At 53.7% G+C, this 23,855-nt stretch carries 17 protein-coding genes and 1 tRNA gene; 9 read left to right on the top strand and 9 right to left on the bottom strand.

Annotated features, from left to right (window positions below):
• Positions 1-181: 181 nt before the first annotated feature.
• Both ACO4R2_RS02225 and ACO4R2_RS02220 read left to right on the top strand, forming a co-directional pair.
• The gene (locus ACO4R2_RS02225; protein ID WP_484769009.1) at positions 182-379 is read left to right on the top strand and encodes a hypothetical protein; all 198 of its coding nucleotides are present in this window, start codon (positions 182-184) and stop codon (positions 377-379) included.
• Positions 380-415: 36 nt separating this feature from the next.
• Positions 416-3,193 carry a fimbrillin family protein gene (locus tag ACO4R2_RS02220; protein ID WP_484769008.1) on the top strand — a complete coding sequence of 926 codons (2,778 nt, stop codon included), beginning with the start codon at positions 416-418 and terminating at the stop codon, positions 3,191-3,193.
• Positions 3,194-3,381: 188 nt separating this feature from the next.
• Here ACO4R2_RS02220 and ACO4R2_RS02215 read toward each other — a convergent pair whose 3' ends face one another.
• Positions 3,382-3,999, bottom strand: coding sequence for a MarC family protein (locus ACO4R2_RS02215; protein WP_484769007.1), 618 nt, complete (start codon positions 3,997-3,999; stop codon positions 3,382-3,384).
• A gap of 179 nt (positions 4,000-4,178) precedes the next feature.
• On the opposite strand from ACO4R2_RS02215, the gene ACO4R2_RS02210 reads away from it, so the two are divergent.
• Positions 4,179-4,871 carry a hypothetical protein gene (locus tag ACO4R2_RS02210; protein ID WP_484769006.1) on the top strand — a complete coding sequence of 231 codons (693 nt, stop codon included), beginning with the start codon at positions 4,179-4,181 and terminating at the stop codon, positions 4,869-4,871.
• A 699-nt stretch (positions 4,872-5,570) separates the two neighbouring features.
• On the opposite strand, the gene ACO4R2_RS02205 is transcribed toward ACO4R2_RS02210, so the two are convergent.
• Positions 5,571-5,655: transfer RNA gene (locus ACO4R2_RS02205), tRNA-Leu, on the bottom strand.
• Between the two features lie 207 nt (positions 5,656-5,862).
• Between ACO4R2_RS02205 and ACO4R2_RS02200 the strand changes: the two genes are divergently transcribed.
• Positions 5,863-8,562 carry a DNA gyrase/topoisomerase IV subunit A gene (locus ACO4R2_RS02200; RefSeq protein WP_484769005.1) on the top strand — a complete coding sequence of 900 codons (2,700 nt, stop codon included), beginning with the start codon at positions 5,863-5,865 and terminating at the stop codon, positions 8,560-8,562.
• Positions 8,563-8,751: 189 nt separating this feature from the next.
• Positions 8,752-10,065: an ATP-binding protein gene (locus ACO4R2_RS02195; protein WP_484769004.1), complete on the top strand. Its 1,314-nt coding sequence runs from the start codon at positions 8,752-8,754 to the stop codon at positions 10,063-10,065.
• A gap of 384 nt (positions 10,066-10,449) precedes the next feature.
• On the opposite strand, the gene porW is transcribed toward ACO4R2_RS02195, so the two are convergent.
• The 4 genes from porW to ACO4R2_RS02175 form a co-directional block, all read right to left on the bottom strand.
• Positions 10,450-13,944: a type IX secretion system periplasmic lipoprotein PorW/SprE gene (gene porW / locus ACO4R2_RS02190; protein WP_484769003.1), complete on the bottom strand. Its 3,495-nt coding sequence runs from the start codon at positions 13,942-13,944 to the stop codon at positions 10,450-10,452.
• A gap of 68 nt (positions 13,945-14,012) precedes the next feature.
• Complete coding sequence (locus ACO4R2_RS02185) at positions 14,013-14,807, bottom strand: metal ABC transporter permease (RefSeq protein ID WP_484769002.1); 795 nt, start codon at positions 14,805-14,807, stop codon at positions 14,013-14,015.
• Positions 14,804-15,268 carry a phospholipase gene (locus tag ACO4R2_RS02180; RefSeq protein WP_484769001.1) on the bottom strand — a complete coding sequence of 155 codons (465 nt, stop codon included), beginning with the start codon at positions 15,266-15,268 and terminating at the stop codon, positions 14,804-14,806. The genes ACO4R2_RS02185 and ACO4R2_RS02180 overlap by 4 nt, the downstream gene beginning before the upstream one ends.
• Positions 15,265-16,494 (bottom strand): 3-phosphoshikimate 1-carboxyvinyltransferase, encoded by a 1,230-nt coding sequence (locus tag ACO4R2_RS02175; protein ID WP_484769000.1) that lies wholly within the window; start codon positions 16,492-16,494, stop codon positions 15,265-15,267. The genes ACO4R2_RS02180 and ACO4R2_RS02175 overlap by 4 nt, the downstream gene beginning before the upstream one ends.
• Before the next feature lie 527 nt (positions 16,495-17,021).
• On the opposite strand from ACO4R2_RS02175, the gene ACO4R2_RS02170 reads away from it, so the two are divergent.
• Both ACO4R2_RS02170 and ACO4R2_RS02165 read left to right on the top strand, forming a co-directional pair.
• Positions 17,022-17,624, top strand: a complete 603-nt coding sequence (locus ACO4R2_RS02170; protein WP_484768999.1) for a DUF4254 domain-containing protein — start codon at positions 17,022-17,024, stop codon at positions 17,622-17,624.
• Positions 17,625-17,631: 7 nt separating this feature from the next.
• The gene (locus tag ACO4R2_RS02165) at positions 17,632-18,681 is read left to right on the top strand and encodes a glycosyltransferase family 9 protein (protein WP_484768998.1); all 1,050 of its coding nucleotides are present in this window, start codon (positions 17,632-17,634) and stop codon (positions 18,679-18,681) included.
• Positions 18,682-18,730: 49 nt separating this feature from the next.
• Here the strand turns inward: ACO4R2_RS02165 and ACO4R2_RS02160 are convergent, their stop codons facing one another.
• Positions 18,731-19,624 (bottom strand): lipopolysaccharide kinase InaA family protein, encoded by an 894-nt coding sequence (locus tag ACO4R2_RS02160; protein WP_484768997.1) that lies wholly within the window; start codon positions 19,622-19,624, stop codon positions 18,731-18,733.
• Positions 19,625-19,793: 169 nt separating this feature from the next.
• Between ACO4R2_RS02160 and ACO4R2_RS02155 the strand changes: the two genes are divergently transcribed.
• A complete protein-coding gene (locus ACO4R2_RS02155) occupies positions 19,794-20,939 on the top strand; it encodes a glycosyltransferase family 4 protein (protein WP_484768996.1) in 1,146 nt (381 codons plus the stop codon).
• 139 nt (positions 20,940-21,078) lie between these two features.
• Positions 21,079-21,723 carry a hypothetical protein gene (locus tag ACO4R2_RS02150; RefSeq protein WP_484768995.1) on the top strand — a complete coding sequence of 215 codons (645 nt, stop codon included), beginning with the start codon at positions 21,079-21,081 and terminating at the stop codon, positions 21,721-21,723.
• A 450-nt stretch (positions 21,724-22,173) separates the two neighbouring features.
• Here ACO4R2_RS02150 and ACO4R2_RS02145 read toward each other — a convergent pair whose 3' ends face one another.
• Together ACO4R2_RS02145 and ACO4R2_RS02140 are read right to left on the bottom strand one after the other, a co-directional pair.
• Positions 22,174-23,067: a CvfB family protein gene (locus tag ACO4R2_RS02145; protein ID WP_484768994.1), complete on the bottom strand. Its 894-nt coding sequence runs from the start codon at positions 23,065-23,067 to the stop codon at positions 22,174-22,176.
• A complete protein-coding gene (locus ACO4R2_RS02140; RefSeq protein ID WP_311489685.1) occupies positions 23,048-23,740 on the bottom strand; it encodes an ABC transporter ATP-binding protein in 693 nt (230 codons plus the stop codon). The genes ACO4R2_RS02145 and ACO4R2_RS02140 overlap by 20 nt, the downstream gene beginning before the upstream one ends.
• Positions 23,741-23,855 lie beyond the last annotated feature (115 nt).

Raw genomic sequence — 23,855 nt, 5'->3', positions numbered from 1 at the left:
AACTATCCTAAAAACTTGTGAATTGAATCAGAAATAATAGAAAGAAGAGACACAGAACAGCGATTGTGTATCAGACTTGTTGTCATAATAAGTCTGTCTTTTATCCGTGTTTTTTTGTATTTAATTTCACAAAATAGTATTAGATACATAAAGAAGAGGAACGATGGAAAAATGCGAATATATGAAGAAAATGTATGTCAAACCTGTAAGCACAGTCGTGGCTTTTTGTGACGAAACTACGTTCTTGGCTTCTAGTCCTGCCGTAAAGCCTGGTGGCGGAGGCAGCGGAAGTGTAACCATCACGCCTCCTGAAGAGGACGATGAAGACACAGATCTTACGGGAACGCGGAAGTTCTCTGAGAATAATTTGTGGGAATGAAAAACGAAGAGTAATACGACAGTAAAATCAAGCAATATGAATATCAAACAAATCCATAAGCATTTGGTGCATCAGGCGGCGTTTGCTTTTCTCTGTATTATGGGGATGACTCTCGGCTCTTGCTCCGACAACGACCTCGATGATGCAACCAATCAGGGCGACCGTGGCGCAACGGTTTCTTATATTGTCTCTAATGCGCAGAACGGCGCGCACCGATCAGTTGCTGCTCGTGCTCTGCCCGGCAGTCCGTTGAGCCGTGCTGCTTTTGCAGAACAGATTGCGCCCTTGAACCTCACTCCTGAAGATCTCATTTCGCAAAAGCTCGATGTGCAGGGCGGTGACGGCAACACCTGCCTCATAGAAATCACTACGGCCGGTATAGAAAGCATGCCGCGCAAGGCGGGGACGAGCACGGAAGCCGGAACAGCACACCGTTCCCGCATCGCCCCTCGTGCGAATGTTGTTGAGATTTTCTCCGCTGCAGACCATTTTTCCTCCATCGGCTACCGTGGAACGACTTCTACCCTCAGCCCCACACCATGGTTCTACAACAAGGACACAAATCCCGACGGTACGCTCGTCAATGAGATTCTGTGGTCGTGGGAACAGCCCTATGGAAAATTTTATGCTGTTTATCCTTTAGTGACTTCCAGCTATAACAAATTGCAGCTGTCTCCCGAGAGCTATACATCTACACCTTATGTTGATTTCGAAGTAGAGCCGAAGGTGGTCAATCAGAAAGACCTCATGACGGCCTGCTCTGGCGAAGTGCAGTATGCCACTCGCTACGTGGCTCCGACAACGAACCTCGATTTCCATCACGCACTGACGGCAGTGCGCTTCAAAGTGGGGCAGAATCTTTCATGGAACAAGAAAATAACGAAAGTGGAGATCATCAACGCGCAGAGCAAGGGACGCTACACGCTCTCCTCGAAAGCCGACGGCACGGGGGCTGCGTGGAGCAATCTCAGCACTCCCGCCACGTTCACCCTTGGTGGCGACGGTACGCTCAATGTGAGCACTTCGCAAGCCGTTAACCAAATCATCATGGGCAATAATGGCGATAATTTCACTTTCTACATGATTCCGCAATCGCTTGCAGGCGTGAGTGTAAAGATCTACTTTGACAACAGCACTACACCTGCTATCACTGCCAACCTCTCCGGCACATGGAAGCCCGGCACAACGAAGACTTACGCCTTGTCGCAGAAGAAGTCCACGTGGACATACTGGCTTTCCGTGACCAATCCCCCTGTGGTGGACTATACAGCTACAGAGGCAGCCAGCTATACGGTGCAGAGCTGTCGCATAGATTTTAATACTCACACTCAGCAGCCTGTGAAATGGAAGGTAGTAGGGTATGAGGAAAGCACCGACGGCGGTAATACTTGGACATCTCTCGGCACAAGCAAACCTGCCTGGCTCACCCAGTTGAGCAAAGAGGAGGGCGACGGAGGTACATCTGGCGAAAGTGGCGTTGCAACTATCACTACGGCCATCGATAACCGCCTCAATAAATACAACAAGGTGTTGCAAGATGCCACACCAAAGGGCGCTGCCGGCAACTACTACAACCTCTCCAACGCCACGGGTGCAGCCTCCGTTGAGAACACTGCCAACTCTTACCTCATCTCTGCTCCGGGCTACTACCGCATTCCGTTGGTTTATGGTAACGCTATCACGGGCGGTGCTACTAATGAACATTCCTATAAAACCACTGTGTCAGGCTCTGATGTCTTGAAAAACTTCAAGGATCATGCAGGTAAGAATATTACTGATCCTTGGATTACGCAGAGCAATGGAGGCGCGAATGTGCCCGATGGAGCAAAGATTGTTTGGACAGACCAAAGCGGCATTGTAGAAGCAAGTAGTCTTTCTCTTTCTGCCGACAAAAAGTTTGTACAGTTCCATGTGCCGCAGGACAAGATTAAGAACGGTAACGCCGTCATTGCTGTCACGAAAGGCGGAACGGTTGTATGGTCGTGGCACTTGTGGTTCGCCCAGAATGATGCCCTCAACACGATTCCTGTAGTTAATAAAGCGGGCGTTACCTATAACTTCACCAAACTTCCGCTTGGTTTTGCCTATATGAGATGGGATGCGTCTCCCTTCGACCAGCCTCGCATGGCTCGCGTGAAGGTGGAACAGACTGTCGCCAACGATGGTGAGAAACAGTTTGCTTATATCGACATCACGCAGACCCCTGGCGAAATAAAACAAATGTCTTCTACCTTCTATCAGTTTGGACGTAAGGATGCTTTTCCAGGAAAGAAAGCTATCATCGACGGTACATTTGAGCCCAAAGGTGGGCAGAAAATGAGCATTCAAAACGGCATTCAACACCCCGAGATATTCTATGAGTACGTTTGGTTTGATAATTTCTGGAAGGTAAACCTCTGGTCGATGGATAACACTGAGACAGGCTTCCATGACAATGGTGTGGTGAAGACCGTCTACGACCCCTGTCCCGCTGGCTTCAAGATGCCTGCCAGCAATGCCTTTTCTGGTTTTACCACTACAGGGAATAATGTCGAAAGTGATAAGAAAGAGCTTAACGTGGTGGGAAATTACGACCAGGGTTGGCATTTCAAAACGGGAAACGGTTCAACTACTACGATCTATTTCCCTGCTTTGGGTTGGCGTCATCATGACGGCTATCTGAATGGTAGTGTTAATTACGGTTTTTATCGTTCTGCCATTTCGCAAGATTCGAAGGGAACTAACTGCTTGTTCATTAACAATTGGGGCGTGTATCCAAAGTATGAAAAGATCAGAAATGGTTACGGACTTTCTGTCCGTCCTGTCTCGGAATAATACGTTGATTTGATCTTGTAGGTTTAATATTAAACAGACAATTGTCCGAAAGGAACATTCAAGAATAAGGCTGGTTTCTCACATTGGGAAACCAGCCTTTCGTATAAAAGCGAGGGACGAGGTAGCACAGATGTCTAACCTCGTCCCTCGCGGTTCGTTTTGCGCCTTAGCGCCGTTGGCGTGCAGCCTTATTTGCTCAAACTATCGATCAGCGGCAGCACGTTGGAAGTGAAGAGACGCACCGAGATGGCCAGCAGAATCACGCCGAAGAACTTACGCAGGATGTAGATGAATGTCTTGCTAACGTGTTCTTCCACCCAGCTCGCGCCCGCGATGATGATGTAAACCAGCACCATGTTGAGGGCGAGTGCTGACAAGATATTGATTTGTGCGAACTCAGCCTTCAGCGAAATCAGCGTAGTGAATGCGCCCGGGCCGGCAATAAGCGGGAACACCACTGGAATAAGGGTGGCCTCCTTCGTGGGTCCGCCATATTTGAAAATCTCAACGTCGAGGAGCATTTCCAAAGCCATGATGAAGATGATGAGCGCACCCGCCACGGCAAACGACTGGATGTCGACGTGGAAGAGTTGCAGCACGGCATCGCCGGCATAGAAGAAAGCCACGAGCAATACCAAACTAATGGCCGCAGCCTTGAAGGCATTGATAGGACGGCCTTTGGCTTGCAGGTTGAGGAATATGGGCGTAGAACCCAACACGTCAATGATAGCCATCAACACGATGAATGCTCCAGCAGTTTGCTCAATGCTGAATTGTGAAAAGGTCTGAAAAATAATGTCCATCATAAGGGAATCTTTTTCTGTATTATGGTGCGAAAATACGAAAATACCGTGTTTCAACCAAGCAAAATGGTATAATCTTCTGTTTCAGAGGAAAGGAAACGCCTAAAAAGGTTGTAGCATAGAAAGTTTTTAGTATCTTTGAACACCTAATCATCTTGATAACGAAGAAAACAAATATACTTGTGACCCTCATTATTAACCCAAAATACGAACGCTTACGCGATTATTTAGTAAATATTGCTGACCATTTTGAAGATACTGGTCGCACACTCCCAATGGTAAATAATGGCATCCGCCTGCTGGATGTTGACGGACTCACGCTTTGTGTGAAACACTACGACCGAACCTCCTGGCGCAATCGCTTGGCGGTGCGCATCTACAAGGCCTCGAAGGGCCAACACTCCTACAATTGCGCTGCACAGCTCCGAGAGCGCGGTTTCGCCACCCAAGAGCCTGTGGCCTATGTGGCTTATCGTCGTAATTTGATGGACCAGAATATGTATTTTGTAGGCGTTTTTTCCAACTATCGCCATTCTCTGCACGAAGCCTTCGGTATGCCCCTTTCGGAGCGCGCCGAACTGCTCGAAAGTTTTGCCCGCTACGCTGCGCGCCTACATGAGGAAGGTTTCCTCCCCATAGCTTGCCGTGCGGACAACATCCTTTTCGACCGCATCGACGGCCGCTACCGCTTCTCGATACTCGACACTGGCAACATGAAATGTGGTCGCAAAGTGAGCGTAGAAAAAGGCTGCAAGAGTTTGGCTGCCCTCCAAGCCGACGAAGCGTTCAATAGCGCCCTCATCCGTGCCTATGCCGCCGCGCGCGGAGCCGATGAAGCGGAATGTCAGAAATATTTCGAGCGCGCCAAATCATAGAGGTGCGCCACATTTTCCCCCATCCATCAACTCGGACGGGAGGTCCGAGTTTTTTTCTTTTCCCGTCGCTGCACCATGGCTGTTAGGAGAGGATGAAAGGCTCAAGGAGAGCTGGTCTCTTTTCTTTTGAAATTATAGCGTATTTAGCACTTTTCTAAATCGGGCTTAAACAAGCGGATGAATTCGTATAGGGTGCAAAGATATAGGTGTAATTTTGATTCTTCGTAACTATCATTAAAGTGAAAGTTATGGTATGTTTTACGGCTTTATCTTCACTTTATTGAAAGTTATAACCTCTTCTTTTTTTCACTCTTGAGTTGTGCGAAAGTCTCTCTCTCTTCGCTGAAAATCAATAGGTTTTGCAGTGCTGAAAATATCCTTATTGTGTCGGCTGGCTTCCTTATTGCGTCAGCTGAGGCAATAAGGAAAGAAGAGAGGAAAAGCCTCCCTCCAGAAAGCCTCCTCCACCTCCCCCATGAGGGGGGAGTGCTCGGCTGCCACTTATCGCAGGATTCTTTGATGACTTATTGGATTTCTGATTTCTCAGCTTTGGTTCTCCGACAAGTCTGACCAGTCGGACTCGTCCGAGAACCAAAGCTGAGCCCTCCCCCTCATGGGGGAGGTGGAGGGGGCTCTCTGGGGCTCTTCTAGACATAAAAAATCCCCGACGGCTTCTGGGAAGCAGTCGGGGGAGGGTTGTGGTGCGCCTGATAGGACTCGAACCTACACGGCATAAACCACCAGATCCTAAGTCTGGCGCGTCTACCAATTTCGCCACAGGCGCGGAATGTGCGATAGGAGAGAAGGGGAGGACAGATATGGAAACTACAGTGCAACCCAAGCCTTCCTAACCACATTGCGGCGCGAAGATAGGTTTTTTTCGGGAAATGAACGAGAGTAAGGGCGAAAATTTTGTATTTTTGCATAATAATTGGCTTATTGTGACCGAAAACCGCGCAATAGACCGTGAAAACAGATTGATTTTACGTTCATGTCCGACGAAACAAAAGATAAAGACTTACAGCCGGAGGAGCACTCCTCCTATCAGCCAACGAACTTGCAGGACGAAGCAAGGAAACACCAGCTTACGGGAATGTACCAGACCTGGTTTCTTGATTATGCTTCTTACGTGATTCTGGAGCGCGCTGTGCCTCACCTTGCCGATGGTTTGAAGCCCGTTCAGCGGCGCATCCTTCATGCGATGAAGCGTGCCGACGATGGACGCTATAACAAGGTGGCGGGACTTGTGGGCGACACGATGCACTTCCATCCCCACGGAGATCAGTCCATCGGGGGAGCACTCGTACAGCTCGGTCAGAAAGAACTGCTCATCGACACGCAGGGCAACTGGGGAAATATCCTTACGGGCGACTCGGCTGCGGCTCCGCGATACATCGAGGCGCGCCTCTCGAAGCTTGCCCTCGACATCCTTTTCAATCCGAAAACTACGGAGTGGAAACTCTCCTACGACGGACGTGCGAAAGAGCCTGTGGCACTACCTGTGAAGTATCCCCTCCTCTTGGCGCAAGGCGCAGAGGGCATCGCCGTCGGACTGAGTGCTAAGATTCTGCCCCACAACTTTGGCGAGATTTGCCAGGCGGCCATCAAATATCTCCACGGCGAGGACTTCCAGCTCTTCCCCGACTTCCTGACGGGCGGTAGCATTGATGTGAGCAACTACAAGGACGGTCTGCGTGGCGGTTCGGTGAAGGTGCGTGCCACCATCTCGAAGCTCGACAACAAAACGCTGGTTATCAGTGAGATTCCCTTTGGCACGACCACGGGCAGCGTTATCGACTCCATCCTCCGCGCCAACGAAAAGGGAAAAATAAAAATCCGAAAAGTGGACGACAATACGGCAGCGAAGGTCGAGATTCTCGTACACCTCACGCCGGGCACTTCTTCGGACAAAACCATTGATGCGCTCTACGCTTTCACGGACTGCGAGGTGAGCATCTCCCCCAACTGCGTCGTCATCCGCGACAACAAACCGGAGTTCCTTACCGTGAGCGATGTTTTGCGCCACAACGTCGATTCCACCAAAGAGTTGCTGCGCCGCGAACTCGAGATACGCCGCGACGAACTCCTCGAAAGTCTCCACTTCGCCAGTCTGGAGAAGATTTTCATTGAGGAACGAATGTATAAGGACAAGGACTTTGAAAACGCGAAGGACCTCGACGCCGTTACGGCCCATCTGAACAAGCGTTTCGAGCCCTACAAAGCCAGCTTCTACCGCGAAATCACGCGTGAGGACTATCTGCGCCTACTCGAAATCAAGATGGCGCGCATTCTGCGCTTCAACAAGGAGAAAGCCGAGGAGCTGATAGCCCGCATCAAGGCCGAGATAGAGCGCATAGAGCACGACTTGAAGAATATGACGGAGGTGACGGCCAACTGGTTTAAGATCATCTACGACAAATATGCTGCCGAACATCCGCGCCTGACGGAGATTCGCTCCTTCGATACGATTGTGGCCACCAAGGTGGCTGAGGCCAATCAGAAACTGTATGTCAATCGTGCCGAAGGCTTTATGGGGACGAGTTTGAAGAAGGACGAGTTTGTGGAGAACTGCTCCGACCTGGACGACGTCATTATCTTCTATCGCGACGGAACTTATAAGGTGACGCGCGTGGCCGATAAAGTTTTCATCGGCGAGACGGAACGTTCCAAAGCCGAGAAGCGAAAGGCGGAAATCATCCATATTGCGGTGTTCAAAAAGAACGACAAGCGCACGATTTACAACGTGGTCTATCGCGACGGAAAGGCTTCAGCGTTCTATATGAAGCGTTTCAACGTGACCAGCATCATGCACGACCGCGAATACGATGTGACGCAGGGCAAACCCGGTAGTCGCATCGCCTATTTCACGGCCAATCCCAACGGCGAGGCCGAACAAATCAAGGTGACGCTCAAGCCCAACCCGAAATTGCGCCGCCAGTTCATCGAACAGGACTTCTCCGAACTCATGGTGAAAGGACGTGGCAGTCGCGGCAATCTGCTCACGCGCCTCGATGTCCATCGCATCACGCTCAAGGCCCATGGCGTTTCCACCTTGGGCGGACGTAAGGTGTGGTTCGACCACGATGTCAACCGCCTCAACTTCGACGAACGCGGACAGTATCTGGGCGAGTTCCACACAGGAGAGCAAATCCTCGTGATTCTCCGCAATGGCGAGTTCTACACCACCAACTTCGACCTCAACAACCACTACGAAGGCGACATTATGAAGGTCGAAAAATTTGTCGACTCAAAGGCGTGGACCGCCGTGCTCTACGATGCCGACCAGAATGGGTATCTCTATGTGAAACGCTTCCTGTTCGAGTCGCCCAGCGGTGGCCGCCACTGGAGTTTCACCGGCGACAATCCCAAAACGAAGTTGGAAATCCTGACCGATGTGCCTTATCCGCGCATCCGCGTGACGCTCGGCGGCCCCGATGCCTACCGCGACCCCATCGAAATCGATGCGGAAGAATTTGTTGCCGTTAAGGGCTTCAAGGCCAAAGGTAAGCGCGTCACCACCTGCACCATAGAAAGCGTTGAGGAACTCGAACCCACGCGTTTCCCCGAGCCTCCCGCTGAGGCTTCCGAGGCAGAAGGCGAAGCCGCCGAGACAGAGAAAGGCGAAGGCCCCAATCTCTTCAATCCCGACGATGTTCCCTTCGAAATCACCAATAATGACACAGAAGAATAAGTCCGTTGCTGGCAGCATTTTGCCAGACGGACTTGTTCCGTATTATACACTTTGTTAAGAAACAACAAGAAAAGGCGCGGGAAATAATTGTATAAACCGTTTTTATTCTTTACTTTTGCCATTAACAAACCTTTAGTTCTGAAATCTGCGTTAAATCTACGCGATTTTGCACTATAAAGACTATCGAACATGACGTTTTACGAAAGAGACAAGGAGCTTGAAGCCATTCGCAAGATAGAGGCCGACACCAAGAGCAGTGCCAAGATGGCCGTCATCACAGGCCGCCCCGGCGTTGGGAAGACGCAACTCGTCCTGGAAGCTACGCGAGAAGGCAACCCCACTCTCTACTTCCCCGTTTCGCGCAAGGCCGAGCCGCTTCTCTGCCGCGATTTCTTAGATGAAATGCGGAGAGTGCTCAACCTCCGTATCGACGAGGAATTTATCGACTTCCGAAGCCTCTTCAAATTTATTATCGTCAAATCCCAAGAGCTTTACTTCAACATTATCATAGACGAATTTCAGGAGTTCTATGTTATCAACCCGAAAGTCTATGGGGAAGTGCAAACCATTTGGGACCGTAACCGCGAGCGCAGCCACCTCTGTTTGTTGCTCGTGGGTTCCGACTCGGCACTGATCGATAAGGTGTTCCACGCTAAGCAAGCTCCGCTGAAAGATAGGCACGACCTCTGGCTCGACATCAAGCCTTATTCCACGGCCATGATTCGCCAACTCATCACGGCAGCAAAGCCCGACGCCACGCCGGAGGACCTGCTCGCCGCTTACACCTTCACAGGGGGCGTTCCCCGTTATCTCCACGGACTTATCCGTGCTGGAGCGTTCACTTGTGAGGACATCCTCAAGCATATCCTCCGCCTGGGTTCTCCCTACATCACGGAGGGCCGAAACATCCTCTTAGACGGCGTGGGCAAGGAGTACACTTTCTATTTCTCCATCTTGGCCTGCATCGCCAAGGACATTACGGCGCGCTCCGCCATCGAAGCCACGCTCGACAAAGAAATAGGCGGCTATCTTACTCGGATGGAGGGAGACTTCCACCTCATCACGCGACAAACGCCGCTCTTCTCCAAACAGGGCAGCAAGAACGTGCGCTATTCCATCAATGACAACTTCCTCCGCTTCTGGTTCCGTTATATCTACCACAACGACCGCTACATCTATCAGCACGATTATGAAGGGCTTCAGCAACTGGTGCTCAACGACTACGAGGTGCTGAAGCAGCAAAGTATGCGTAAGTATTTCGCACAGAAGCTCCAAGAGGCGGACGAGGCGTGGACTATCGGAGGATGGTGGGACAATGCCGAAGAGAGCCGCATCGATATCATAGCTACGCGCTCCGACACGATGCAATGTATCTTCGCCAATGTGTTGACCGACACCGTTGAGGCCGACCTCGACAAGCTCAAGATACTGGCCGAGCCGCTCCTCGAACAGTTAAAAGGTTATGAGATAACGTATCAGATTTATAGCATAGAAGATATTTAAGAGGCTTTCCTTCTCTCCCATGCCGGAGAGGGGTGAGCAAGCTCTTATGAGGTTCTCGAATTAGTCATACTTGTTGGACTATTTCGAGAACCTTTTTTCTGCCCCAACTTTTGAGTGGATGAGTTTTCTTGCACCTGTCCGAGAACCAACGGGCGGAGAGGAGACACCGCCTTATCTGCCCCTTCGGAGCAAAAAAGAAAGAGAGAAGGCTGTTGAGGCCCTCTCTCTCTTTGCTTATCATTCTCAAGAAAAGGCTGAGCCTTCTCTGGGATTCCCTTATTCCGTCCACGGATTCCCTTATCCTTTTTGGGTGTTTCCTTATCTTGTCCAAGAGCGTCCTTATTGTGTTCACGGATACCCTTATAGTACCCACCGCTTTGCTCGTCATTTCACAGGATACCAGCCACCTTCGGAGTCCTCAACGGGCGTGTCCTGCTTTTTGCGTTCAGGCGTTGTTTGCGTCGTCTTTTCAGTTTGTCGGACGGGTTGCTTTTTCTGCTGCTTCTCCGCTTCTTTTCGTTCCTCATCGGTCATGGGGTACGAATCGTCGGGGAAGTCCTCTTTCTTCTCCTGCTTCTTCGGCACGAGCGGATTCTCCTTCTTCTGCGGCACATCCTGTTTCTTCTGCGGCGTCTCCTGTTTCTTTTCGGGCGCGTTCTGCTTCTTCTCCGGCACAGTGTCGGTCTTCGCCGGCTTCGTCGGTTCTACGGGCACTTCCGTCTCTTGTTTCTTTTCCGTTGTCTTTTGTTTCTTCGGCTCGATGGGCACCTCCGTTCCCTCCGTGTCGGTCTGTCGGCGCGGTTGTGAGGGCTGTTCGGGCAGATAGTATTCGTCCTTGTCGAGCTGCTTGTTCTGCTGTTTGTTCAGCAAGTCCTGCGCTGCTTTGTTCGCCTTGGCAATGCTGTCCGCCTTTGCCTTGTCGATGCTGTCGGTCCGTGTAGGTTTCGTTGCAACGGGGTAGATGGTAGGCCGAACGTCCTCGTACTTCTGCACAACGGGCGCGTTCTCCAAGTCGAGCGGAAGCTCTGGGTTGAGTTTCATAGGCGCATAGTACTTAGTGAAGAACTGTTGATAATCGGAGAAGCTATAAACGGCGGGGATGAGTTCGAGATTTTTCTGTGAAATCAAGAACATCTTTGCGCGCCTCAATTGTGGGCGCAACTGCTTATCGCGGTAAATATCCTGCGCATACTGATGGGCCTCGTCATAGCTGTTGAACCCACTGATGCGGAACTCCACCAGACTGCCTTTCTTCGTGGCCGTTTGCGCCGGTGCGGTCTTGTCCGTCTTCGCTCCAGCAGGTTTTGTGGTCGAGGTGCTGCCGCCCGCTGTGGCCGGAGCCGCACCCACTTCGCCAAACTCCTCCACCTTGCTGATGTCAAAGTTGCGCACGTAGAAACCCGTGAAATTGAAGTGAGCAAGGTCGTAGAGCAGTTGATTATCTTTGATGGAATCTTTCGCGTAAGCAATGAGTACCACGAAAGGCGTGTTGCGTTCGGCCGAGAGCTTCTGTTTTGCTTTCGCACCCAAGGCCAGCGTGTCGGTTTGTGCCGTTCGGCGCTCCCACAGACTACCTAAATTATAAGCCCCACTACCCAGTCGGCGACCCGCTTCGAGGCCGTTGACAATCATTCCCGCCATTTCGCTGACATCACTTTGCGGATAGCGCGTCACCAGTTCGCGCAGCTCTTTTGCCACATCGCGACTGTCGGCCTTTCCGATGCGTGACAGCGCGTGAACCAGAATGAATTTCGGACGATTGATGCCGTCACTGAATTTCTCCGTCGACAGAGCGAAATTCCTTTCCACCTCCGCCGTCTGACGGTTGCGGTAGGCCATGTAAGTAGCCGTGTAGAGCGAATCTTCGATGGCCTTGCCGTCACGTCCCAGGCGCAGATAATCAGGGTCGAGAATGCGGCGCGTTGTCGGGCTTTCTGGATATTTCGCAGCCAGATAGTTGCGATAGGTATTGGCCTCGCTCGGGCGTCCCCAGCGGGAATAGAGCAAGAAAAGTTGGTAGTAGACATCCTCGAGCTTCTCAAACGTGGGGTACTGCCTCACGATGCGCTGCAACGTGCGTGCCGCCAGCGGGAAGTCCTCGAGGTCGTCTTTTTCGATGAGACCTGCGTTGTAGAGCGCGTCCATCAAGATGAGATTCGAAGCCTCTTTCTGTTCCTTTGTAAAAGGAATCTGTTTCATATAGTAGTCCCGCTGATGCGGATCATCGGCCGGCGCAACGATGCTGTCCTTGCCCTCCTCTTCAGATCCTGCGGCTTTCTCCCTTGCCGCCTCGATGCTATCGAGCGCAGCATAGTCCACCCCCGCGTTCGTATTGAGTTGCACCACCGTCTTATTCGAGCGGCGCCAATTGTCCTCGTTCTTACGGTTGCCCCAATGTTTGCGGAAATCCTCCTTACCCTGCTGCACCAGCATCGGGTTGTAGAAGTACCACGCCTGCGTCTGCTGTGCCGTTTGTGGGCGGCGCGGCGTGTTGGGCATACCCCGATTGTCGTCGTCCTCACCGTTTTCATCAGCGCGCGCATCGGCCGCACTGTCGCGGCGGGCGCGTTCGGCCGCTTTCTCCTGCTGTCGGAGCGCTTCTATGACGCGGTCGATGGCAGCATTACGATCCTTCTCGCTCATCAGCGACAAAGCTTGGAGAGAGTCCTGCAACTGAATGGCCGATGTATAGGGCACGAGTTTATCCAACACCCGTGAGCGGCGTGTCACCTCGACGTAGTCCTTCCGTCGGTTGTCTATCATGCCCAGCGCCTCGTTGTAGCACGTCTGTGCCTTGTCGTAGCGCCCACGTTCCCAGTAGAGCTGTCCCAAGCGGAGGAGCAGCACGCCTTTCTCCGCCCCGCTGCGTGTGGCTTTGGTGCGTCCTTGCTCATAAGCCGCAATGGCCGAAGTGGTATCGTTCTGTGTGAGGAAGATATTACCCAAAGCATAGTAAACTTGGTCCAAATACTCCTTATTCTTATCCGAGCGCGCCATACCCCGCAGTTGTGCCGTCATCTTGCGTGCTCCGCCCGCCTCCGGAAACACTTCCGTTTGGAGGATGCGGGCGTTGAATTCGAGTTGGTAGGGAGGTGACAGGCGCACACACTTTCCCAGTGCGCGATAGGCTTCGGCGCGGTGTCCGAGTTGTTGTTCCACCTGTCCGAGCAAGAAGTAGAGCCTTGCGCGGAGCTTGCGGTTGCGTGTTTTTCTTACTGCTGTTGTGAGATAAGGCAAGGCATCGGCGAAACGCTCTTGGCGCAGCAAGAGATCGGCCCGAGTAGCCGCCAGTTCTCCGCCGAGGCGCGCGGGAATAGAGTCGCGGCGCACCTTGTCGAGAGCATCTTCCGCATCGTAGAACCAGCCCAGTTCGGCATACGACCGTGCCATCCACGTGCGTGCCTCTTGCACCACGGGAGGTTCGGCGGCATAGCGACGCGTGATATAGGAAAAGGTGGAAGCCGCGCCTAAGAAATCGCCTTTCTGAAACTGCGCCTGCCCCATCAGGAGCCACGCGTGTTTGAGGAAAGGGTTGAACTCCTTGCGCCGGAGGAACTGCTTCATCTTTTCGCTACGGCTCTTCGTCGGGTTCACTTCCGGTTTCACCTTGATACTATGGAGCTGGATGGCTTTCTCCGATTTGGTGATGGCGCGGTCAAACTGGCTTTTGCCGATATTGCGCGTGGCCTCGTTGCCAACGGGGAAAAACGGCAATATCTCCGTGTAGTTGTCCACGTTGCCCGAAATCTGCGCATCCACCCCTTCTTTGTAAGCCTCGTGGCCGTTGAAGTAAGTATTATACTTTGCTGTGAAGCCCTGCCAGAAGCGCGAGCCCGCCGTGTTCTGCTTCGTGGTGCACGCCACGAGGCAGAAAATCACACATATATATAGGAGTAGTCGTTTCAATATACGAGGATGAGAATGTCTATCTTGTATAAACTCAAAAATTAGCGTATTATTGTCCGAATCATGCGGCAGAAGAAGTAGAGCACCACCGAGATGAGGATGATCGAAGCTCCGCTGGGCACGTTGAGATAGTAACTCACCACCAGTCCGCCCACGATGCCGGCGAAACCAAACAAGGCCGAGAGCCACACCATGCTGCGGAAGCGATGCGTGAAGAGCGCGGCCGACTGCTGGGGAATGGAAAGCAGCGAGATGACTAAGACGATGCCCACCATGCGCAGGCAAACCACGATGGTCAGGGCGATGAGCGCAATCATGACCCGCTCGATGAGGCGCACGGGTAGTCCCTGCGTCACGGCAAACTGGCGGTCGTAGGCCACCGTAATGATAGCCGGCGAGAGCAGCAGGTAGAACGCGTACGTCAGTAGGGTGAGTCCGCCGATGATGTAGAGGTCGAGGCGCGAGATGGAGAGGATGTCGCCGAAGAGGTAGGCCGAGAGATCATTCATAAAGCCCGGCGTGAGATAGGCAAAGAGAATGCCCACCGCCATACCGAAAGTCCAGAGCATGGCAATGGCGCTGTCCTCGCGGATGTTGCGACGGCTCAGGAAGTCGATGGAGAAACCCGAGAAGAGGGTGAAGGCCGCAGCTCCCACCAAGGGACTGATGCCCAACCATGCTCCGAGGCCCACTCCGCCCAAGCCCGCGTGGGCCATGCCACCCCCGGCAATCACCAAGCGGCGCGTGACGACATACGTCCCTATCACGGCGCAGAGCATCGCCGCCAGAAATCCGCCTAAGAGGGCGTGCTGGAAAAATGTGTAGGAGAGAATCATGGTTTTTCGGCTTGTTCGCTCACAATCATATAGGCCTCGTCTTTCAAGGCATCGGGCAGTGCCACACCGCGCAGTTGCAGCGAGCGCAGCCAACCATGAACCTCTTCGGGGCGCATCGTGGTGAGCACTTCTTCAAACTGTTCCACTTCGGCCGCAGTGTAGGCATCGGAGGCCTTACCGCGGTAGTCGTCGAGTTCTTCATCGTCGTAGTAGTCGGGCTCTTCTTTCAAGTCCTCCACTCGGCAATCCAGGTTGCACATTCCGCCCAATCCGCAGATGGGGCGCGGCTGTTCCTCGCGTTCAGACGGCTGCTGCACATCGGCAGCAGGGGCAGGCGCGGCAGTTGTTCCGAATTCCGATACTTTCTCCTCCGTGGTGCGCGGCTTTCGGCGCAGCGCGTTGATGATATTGATGAATACCATCAGGAGCGAAGCGATGGCAAATGCTATGAGAAATTTCATTGTTGTTCAAAATTTTTGAGGTCGTCCCAAAAAGAAGGATAAGATTTGGCCACCACTTCGGGGTGCTCGATGACCAGTCCCTCGCAGCGATAAGCACAAGGCGCAAAGGCCAAAGCCATGCGGTGGTCGTCGTAGGTGGCAATGGGTGCTGAAGCCACGGTTGCCGGTTGTGGCGCATCGCAACGCAGCACGGCGTCGCCCTCCACCACTACCTCACAGCCCAGTTTGCGCAACTCCTGTTGCAACGCCGCGAGGCGGTCGGTTTCCTTGATGCGCAAACTCTCCAAGCCGCTGAAGCAAAACGGCCGTCCCAGCATGGCGCACGTCACCACCAGCGTTTGCGCCAGGTCGGGCTGCGCGCTGAGGTTCAGTTCAAGGCGGCCTGCCGTGGCCTCCCCCTTGGTGAGCACCACGCCCTCGGCCGTAAATGCCGTGTGTACTCCTAAGGGTTCGAAGAACTCACGCGTGCGCGCATCTCCCTGCAAGCTCTCGCGCTGCAATTGTGGTAACACGATGCGCGCTTCGGCATCGGGAGAGAGCGCGAGGAGTTCGTACCAATAGGACGCCGCACTCCAGTCGGCCTCCACGGTGTAGTCCGCCGTACGCTGATAGCCACCGGGGGCTACGAAGATTTCGTTCTCCGTCGTCCAGTGGGCAATGGCACCGAAATCGCGCATCAAGGCCAGCGTCATTTCGATGTAGGGGCGCGAAGCGATGTGGCTGGCGAGCGTGAGGGAGAGCCCTTCGCGCATTACGGGCGCAATCATGAGGAGCGCCGAGATGTATTGCGATGAGATATTGGCCTCCACCGTCAGAGAGCCGCCCGCGAGTTCGCCGCCTTTGATGCGCAGGGGCGGGAAGCCTTCTTCCCCGACATACTCCATCTCCGCCCCCAACTGTCGCAATGCATCGACGAGCACACCGATGGGGCGTTGCAGCATCCGCTCCGACCCCGTGAGCACGCGCTCGCCGGGGCGTGTGGCGAAAAGGGCCGTTAGGAAACGCATGGCTGTACCCGCTCCGTGGATGTCGATGGTGGAGCGAAAGCCCATGAGTCCGCGGCGCATCACAATGGTGTCGTCGGCCTCACTGAGGTTGTGCAGACTGACAGGCTGCGGCAAGCACGCATTGATAGTGAGCAGGCGGTTGGAGAGGCTCTTCGAGGCTGGCAGCACAACCGTCCCGCGCAGCTCTGGCAAGAGCCGTAAAGTTTTCAGTTCCGACATGGTTTGTGGTCTTTGTATGCAAAGATAGGAAGAAATTGGGGAAAATGGCTGATTCCTTTCTTGGTGGGTTCAGACTGGTCCGACTGGTCTGACTGGTCGGAGGTCCTCTTGCGGGGGGTGGGTCTCGGACTGGTCGGACTGGTCGGACTGGTCTGAGGTCCTCTTGCGGGGGGTGGGTCTCGGACTGGTCGGACTGGTCGGACTGGTCTGAGGTCCTCTTGCGGGGGGTGGTTCTCGGACTGGTCTGACTGGTCTGACTGGTCGGAGGTCCTCTTGAGGGAGCTGGTTCTCAGACTGGTCCGACCAGTCCGACCCGTCCGAGATTCTCTTGGACCTTCTTTTTCCTTATTGCCTCAGCCGATACAATAAGGCTATCAGCTGGCTTCCTTATTGCGCCAGCTGACACAATAAGGGAAAACGCTCGTTTTCGGGCATTTTCCCGCGCTTTTGGCCACTCCTTTCTGCCATACAATCCTAATTTTCCAAGAAAAACAGTATCTTTGCGCAAATACTAACAAAGCATTTATATGACTTTCACCGAAAAAGCATGGCCTATCTTTGAACAGGTTGTGCGCGATTATCACAAAACCGATAGTATCGATGCGGCAGTGCCCAACCCCTTTACGCCGCAAACCATCGAGTACGACCTCTATCGCAAATGCTGGATTGATGCCGCTCAATGGCACATGGAGGACCTCATCCGCGATCCGGAAATCGACCCGCAGGAAGGGATGACGCTCAAGCATCGCATCGATAAGAGCAACCAGGAGCGCACCGACCTCGTGGAACTCATCGACAGTTATTTTCTCTCCCTCTTCCATGAGGTGAAGCCGCTGCCCACGGCTACCATCAACACCGAAACGCCGGCATGGGCGGTGGACCGCTTGAGCATCCTGAGCCTCAAAATCTGGCACATGCGCGAACAAGCCGAACGACCCGATGCTTCGGCCGACCACAAGGCGCGTTCCGAAGAGCGACTGAACGTGTTGCTCGAACAGAAGAGTGACCTCTGCGGTGCGCTCGATGCCTTGCTCGACGACCTCGCTGCTGGTCGCAAGGTGATGAAGCTCTACAAGCAGATGAAGCTCTACAACGATCCCGAAACCAACCCCGTACTGTATAAAAAATAAGACCTCTGTGCGCCATATAGCCATCCTCCGATTCTCCGCCTTGGGCGACATCGCCATGACCGTCCCAGTTGTCGACTGTCTGGCGAGGCAGTACCCCGACCTCCGCATTACCGTGGTGTCGCGCCCCTTTGTAGGGCCTCTCTTCGAGAGCCTACCCCAGAATGTGGACTTCTTTCCCGTGGATTTGCGGCAGGACTACGTTGGGCTGCGCGGACTGTGGCGACTGGCGCGGCAACTGAAGCGTCACGGCGTGGATGCTGTGGCGGATTTCCACAACGTGTTGCGAACCATCGTGATTCGCCGCATATTGCAATTCCACGGCCTCCGCGTGGCGCACATCGACAAGGGACGGGCGGAGAAACGCCGTCTCGTGGCGCATACCTCCCACAAGCGGTTGCCGTCCTCCTTCGAGCGTTACAACAAAGTGCTGGCGCATTTGGGCCTGGACGTGACGCTCAACTTCCAGCGGCTCGCGCTGCCTGCTTCGCCCCTCATCGATGAGCTTTTAGGGCCGCGAGGAAAGACCGAATACCTCCTCGGCGTGGCTCCCTTTGCGGCGCATCGTGGGAAGATTTACCCTACCGGAAAACTCGCTGAGGCGTTGGCGCTCATCTTGGAGCAACGCCCCAGCACGCGCTTGTTTGTCTTTGGCACGCCGCGCGAGATGGACACCATCCGCAAGGAATGGGACGACCGCTTCCCCCGCATCGTCTTCGTCTCCGACACGCTGCGCGGCTTGGGGCAGGAGTTGCAGCTCATGGGCCGCCTCGATGCGATGATCTCGATGGATTCGGCCAATATGCACCTGGCCTCACTCGTGGGCTGCCCCGTGGTGTCGATTTGGGGACAGACGCACCCCGACGCGGGCTTTATGGGCTGGGGACAAATGGGCGCAAACCTCGTGCAGCAGGAGCTGTCGTGCCGCCCCTGCTCCATCTTTGGCAATAAGCCTTGCCGCTTCGGCGACTACCGTTGCATGCAGAAAATTTCGCCCAATATCATTGCGGCGAAAATAGATGAAATCTTTGCTGGAAAAAAGCCGAAAGAGATTGTTTAGGGGCCTAGGAACCCTAGGGCCCCTAGGGCTGCTAGGAATCCTAGGCCTCCTAGCCCAATAGCTCCATCTCGAAGGGCGCACCATGGCGGCGTATGTAGCGCTTCCAGAACTTTCGGCGGGCAGAAAGCATGAGCTGGCGGCATTCTGCAGGGCAGGCGTGGCGCGCTTCAGCATAGGCATCGGCCATCGCCTCGAAGAAAGCGGGCTGTCCCCAGAGTCGGGCGAAATTGCGGCAACCCTCGGCCACAGAAACGCTTCCGAAGCGCATACGATTGGTATCGACAAGAGAGAAATGCGGCTCGCCATCGATAACCTCAAAAAGAATGTTGCCCGGCGAATAGTCGAGATGAAGAATTCCCGCCTCGTGAAGGCGCGCCGTGAGGCGGGCAAAACTGCGAGCCACCAACAGCACCTCAGGAGTGAGCGGCGCGGTGGCAAACTCATAGAAACGACGCGTGTAAGGACACTGCACGCTGACGAAAAAACTCTCCGCTATCAATCCCCCTTTTCTTCGTTCGAGATAGGCCACCGGTTCGGGACTATCTACTCCGGCCGCGTGCATACGAAACGGATTCTCATAGGCGCGTAAGCCTTTGGGACGGCGCAAGAAGGTGTAGACCAGGCGCTGAAAAAAACTGGGCTGGCGAAACCGCTTCACGTTGAGCTCCAAATCCTCCCACTGACACACGCGCAGGGAGTTGCGACTCTCGCGCAGGCTTCGGCCCTCGGCAAAGTAGGCGTCGATGTGTTCGAGGAAGGGACGTACCCGTTCGTATTTCGGATTGATGAGTAGTTTCATTGAGCAGAGTTGAAGATGAAAAAAAGGTGCGCCAAGTCCCGACAAAGAGCGAAGACGGGTGGCAGCCACGGGCGAAAATCGGTGGGTACGTTGTCGTGCACACGCAGGTTGAGCTTCGCCGCTGCGCTTTTCCCTTTCTGGCAAAAATAAAGAAGAGCGTGAAAAGAACCAAAATAATTTGGGAGAAATCATAATCTGATTTAATTTTGCAGTGAAGAAAGGTAACTCGTCTTTACTCTTTTTGGGTTATGCATGCCTTTTGTTGATACAGCGAGGCTGCGAGTTTTTCCCTTTCTTTTTTACACTCACAACTATGCAGATTGCTTACGACGCTAAACGCCTTTTTAATAACTTTACAGGCCTGGGCAACTACAGTAGGACACTGATAGATATGCTCACGGCTCGTTTTCCGGATAACACATACCTGCTCTACACCCCTAAGATTTCGGATGCCAACGTGGTGAAGCCTTATCGCCACAAAGAACATTGCCGCATACGCATGCCCGAGGGACTTGTGCGCGGTTCGCTTTGGCGCGGCTATGGTTTGGCCAAAGAGCTGAAGAAAGACCAGGCTGATCTTTACCACGGCCTTAGTCATGAGCTACCAATGGGTTTGGGGGCTGCTCGAATTCCGGCAGTGGTGACGATGCACGACGTGGCTTGGCGCACCTTTCCTGCGATGTACCACCGCTGGGACCGCGCCATCTACGACTTCAAGGCGCGCTATGCTTGCCGCGAGGCACAACGCATCGTGGCCATTTCGGAAGCTACGAAACGCGATGTATGCAAATTCTACAACGTGAAGGAAGAGAAAGTGGAGGTCATTTATCAGCCTGCACAACAACTCTTCTATGCGGAACTCAATAAAGAACTGGCGCATCGGAAACTGAAACAGTACCTCCCGCAGCTGCCTACGGACTACCTCCTCTATGTGGGTTCGGTGAACCGTAGGAAAAACCTCATGGGCATCGTTCGCGCTCTCGAAGCCATCCCTGCTGGCGAGCAACTGCCACTGGTGGTCGTGGGCAACGGACGAGAATACCTCGAAGAGGTCCATTCCTATGTGTGCCGCTATAAGCTGAGCCGTAAGTTCTTCCTTTTCACCGATATTTACGACAATCGCCTGCTGCGCTACCTCTATGAGTGCGCCACGGCGTTTGTCTTCCCTTCCTTCAACGAAGGCTTCGGACTGCCCGTGGTGGAGGCGCAACTCTGTGGTACGCCTGTGGTGACCTCCAACGTGTCGTGCCTGCCCGAAGCTGGAGGCCCTCACTCGCTGCTGGTAAACCCGAACGACCCAGAGAGCATTGCTCACGCCATCCGCACCCTCCTTGCCGACGACGAGGCGCGCCAACAGCGAGGCCGCGACAGTAGGCAGTGGGCCCTCGAGACCTTTGCGCCAACCCGCCTTGCCGAGCAGATGATGCAGATGTATCGAGGCGTGGTGGGGGAGGAATGACCTGTCCCCGTAGGGCCTTAGCGAGCGAAACAGTCCCGCCGAAGTGCTGACGAAGACCTGCCCCGTAGCTGTTCAGCGTCTTGCAGCGCGGAGGAAAGAACGAAAGAAGAATATTTTTACATTAATAATAAGTTCTGTTATGAAAACATGGATTCTGGCAAGCTTTATGGCTTGCGCGGCCTTGTCTCTCCAAGCGAAAGACGCGGCAATGGTAGCCCCCGATACCTCCCACACGGAGGTTGCGGCAACGGACCTGAAAGTCCTACAACCCTCTTTGGAATTGGAACCCGTGAAGAACGTGACGGGTACGATACTTGGCCCATTCGGTTGGGTGAGTGCCCATTTCGACACGCGCCTCAAAGGCAACCGCGGTTGGGGTTTTGGCGGCGGATTGGGCTGGGCTTATTCCGGCTCCAATGATTGGTTTGGCGAAAAGGAGTCGTTCCACCTGCTTTCGCTCTCTCCTGAGTTCAACTACCTCTTCGGCAAGAAAAAAAGTAAATTTGAGTTGGGCGGCGGTATGACCGTGGCGCTCATCTTTGGAAAAGTTGAATATCTCGAAGACGGTTATATGGGACCTACAGGTCCAGGTTATGTTGTCCCTGGTAATACTCATGAAACTTTCTTGGCCTATTATTTCTTCGGCACGATAGGCTATCGCTTGCAGCCCATCCGTGGTTTCTCCATGCGCGTGGGAATTTCTCCCACCTTCGGTTTTGGTGGCGACCACTCCGTGGATGGCTTCCTCATCCTTCCCTATTTAGGTTTTGGATATTCGTTCTAAGAAATAGCTTCTTCCATCTCCTCAACCTCCGACCAGTCCCGACTGGTCGGAGGTTCTCTTTTTGGTGGGCTCGGACTGGTCCGACTGGTCCGACTGGTCGGAGGTCTTTTCAAGAAAGCTGTTTCTCAGACTAGTCCGACTGGTCCGACCCGTCTGAGCCCACCAAGAAAAGCGCAAAAGAATAGCTGCGGCCCATTTCACAACGTGCCGCAGCTTCACAGAACTTATATAGAGATGAAAAAACTATTTCCTAAATCAGAGCAACAGGGGCGGGCTTTGTGGGTGCCTCTCTCCCTTGAATGCATTGCAAAAATACTAAGCGTTTTTGATTTAAACAAACAAATAATAGAAAAAAAAGCGAAAAAATTTTTCTGTCTTTTATTTTGCTAATTGTCAGTTAGCATTTTCTGGTTGTTTCATCTGATATAGGATTTTTCTGAGCAATATATGTCACTTTTTTGTTAGGCGAATGCTCTCGGGCAGCAATTCGATACGGCGGGAGCGGTAGAGCGTACCCACAGCGCGTTTGAAGGTCTTTTTGGATACGCCAAACTCGCGCATAATGTCCTCTGATGCAGACTGGTCTGTAAAGGGAATCTCCCCTCCGGCCTCCTCGAGGCGTTCCTCCAGAATCTCTGCAAAATCGCGGAAGCGACCTTTACCGATTCTTTGCAGTGAGAGGTCAAGTTTTCCGTCGGGTCGGAAAGTGACGATGCTGGCGCGGAGACGTTCGCCGGTGCGGTGGTCTTCGTAGATCTGATTGTCGTAGATGAGGCCCGGCCAGGCATTGTCCACGATGACCTTGAAGCCGAGCGGCGTTTTCTGTTGGATGAGGATGTCGACCTCCTCACCGCGGTGGTAGCGGCCGTAGGGGGTGGGTTGGATGAAGCGGTCCACCTTTGCGGAGGCCACGATGCGGCTCGTTTCTTCATCGATGTAGATATAGACGATGTAGGAACGGTCCTTTTCCATGCGGCGTTTCTGCTCGCGGAAAGGCACGAAGAGGTCCTTCATGAGTCCCCAATCGAGGAAGGCACCGTACTCGTTGACCCACGCCACGCGCAGGTAGGCAAATTCGCCCACGCGTGCCAGTGGCGTTTCCGTGGTGCCCACGAGGCGTTCCTCCTGGTCGAGATACACGAAGACGCGGACTTCATCGCCGGGCTTCATCTCGGGCAGCACATAGGTTTTGGGCATGAGAATCTCGCCCACTTCGCCGCCGTCGAGGTAGGCCCCGTGGTCGGTGAAGCGCGTGATGCGTAGCGTGTTGTAGTTACCCAGTTGGAGGGTGGAGGTGCGCTCAGTGGCAGTGGCTGTGGGGCGCTCAGATTGTGGATGCTTCATTTTCGGGGAGGTTGGAGGGCGGCACGCTGATATGGCCGTCGATGATGTGGATAGTGCGGTCGGTGAGTTGGGCCAGTTCCTCATCGTGCGTCACGATAACGAACGTTTGTCCCAGTTTGTCGCGGAGTTCGAAGAAGAGCTGGTGCAGTTCAGCCTTGTTGTGGGAGTCGAGCGAACCCGAAGGCTCGTCGGCGAGAATCACGTCGGGCTGATTCATCAACGCCCGCGCCACGGCCACGCGCTGCTGCTCGCCACCGCTCAGTTCGTTGGGCTTGTGTTCCGCACGATTCTGAAGTCCCATAAACTGTAGGAGTTCGAGGGCGCGCTGACGGAGTTCACCATGGGAGCGGCGGGCAATCATTCCCGGAATCATGATGTTTTCGAGCGCCGTGAATTCGGGGAGGAGTTGGTGGAACTGAAAGACGAATCCGATGTGCCGGTTGCGGAAGTCGGCCAATTTGCGACTGTTGAGCGCCAGCACGTCGGTGCCGTTGATAAGGAGGCTGCCCGCATCGGGCTTGTAGAGTGTGCCGATGATTTGGAGTAGCGTGGTTTTGCCCGCGCCGCTTGGGCCTACGATACTGACAACTTCGCCTTTCTTGATGTTGAGGTCGATGCCCTTGAGCACCTCGAGTGGACCGAAGGATTTCCTGATTCCGTGGAGTTCTATCATAATGGCGTCAAAGTTAATGGAAAGCGGAGGAAAAAGCAAGAGGGAAAGCCTCTCCAGCTTTCGCGAGAGGGTCTCGGAGTTCTCGGACCAGTCCGACCAGTCCGACCAGCCTGAG

It is taken from the genome of Alloprevotella sp., from assembly GCF_057240785.1.
This window is presented reverse-complemented; position numbering and strand designations above follow the sequence as displayed.

Bases quoted from the DNA above. Each gene is read 5' to 3' on its own strand.
- ACO4R2_RS02170 (WP_484768999.1), top strand. From the start codon at position 17,022: ATGACTTTCACCGAAAAAGCATGGCCTATCTTTGAACAGGTTGTGCGC.
- ACO4R2_RS02195 (WP_484769004.1), top strand. From the start codon at position 8,752: ATGACGTTTTACGAAAGAGACAAGGAGCTTGAAGCCATTCGCAAGATA.
- ACO4R2_RS02175 (WP_484769000.1), bottom strand. From the start codon at position 16,494: ATGTCGGAACTGAAAACTTTACGGCTCTTGCCAGAGCTGCGCGGGACG.
- ACO4R2_RS02155 (WP_484768996.1), top strand. From the start codon at position 19,794: ATGCAGATTGCTTACGACGCTAAACGCCTTTTTAATAACTTTACAGGC.
- ACO4R2_RS02140 (WP_311489685.1), bottom strand. From the start codon at position 23,740: ATGATAGAACTCCACGGAATCAGGAAATCCTTCGGTCCACTCGAGGTG.
- ACO4R2_RS02225 (WP_484769009.1), top strand. From the start codon at position 182: ATGAAGAAAATGTATGTCAAACCTGTAAGCACAGTCGTGGCTTTTTGT.
- ACO4R2_RS02150 (WP_484768995.1), top strand. From the start codon at position 21,079: ATGAAAACATGGATTCTGGCAAGCTTTATGGCTTGCGCGGCCTTGTCT.
- ACO4R2_RS02220 (WP_484769008.1), top strand. From the start codon at position 416: ATGAATATCAAACAAATCCATAAGCATTTGGTGCATCAGGCGGCGTTT.
- ACO4R2_RS02200 (WP_484769005.1), top strand. From the start codon at position 5,863: ATGTCCGACGAAACAAAAGATAAAGACTTACAGCCGGAGGAGCACTCC.
- ACO4R2_RS02215 (WP_484769007.1), bottom strand. From the start codon at position 3,999: ATGATGGACATTATTTTTCAGACCTTTTCACAATTCAGCATTGAGCAA.
- ACO4R2_RS02145 (WP_484768994.1), bottom strand. From the start codon at position 23,067: ATGAAGCATCCACAATCTGAGCGCCCCACAGCCACTGCCACTGAGCGC.
- ACO4R2_RS02185 (WP_484769002.1), bottom strand. From the start codon at position 14,807: ATGATTCTCTCCTACACATTTTTCCAGCACGCCCTCTTAGGCGGATTT.
- ACO4R2_RS02180 (WP_484769001.1), bottom strand. From the start codon at position 15,268: ATGAAATTTCTCATAGCATTTGCCATCGCTTCGCTCCTGATGGTATTC.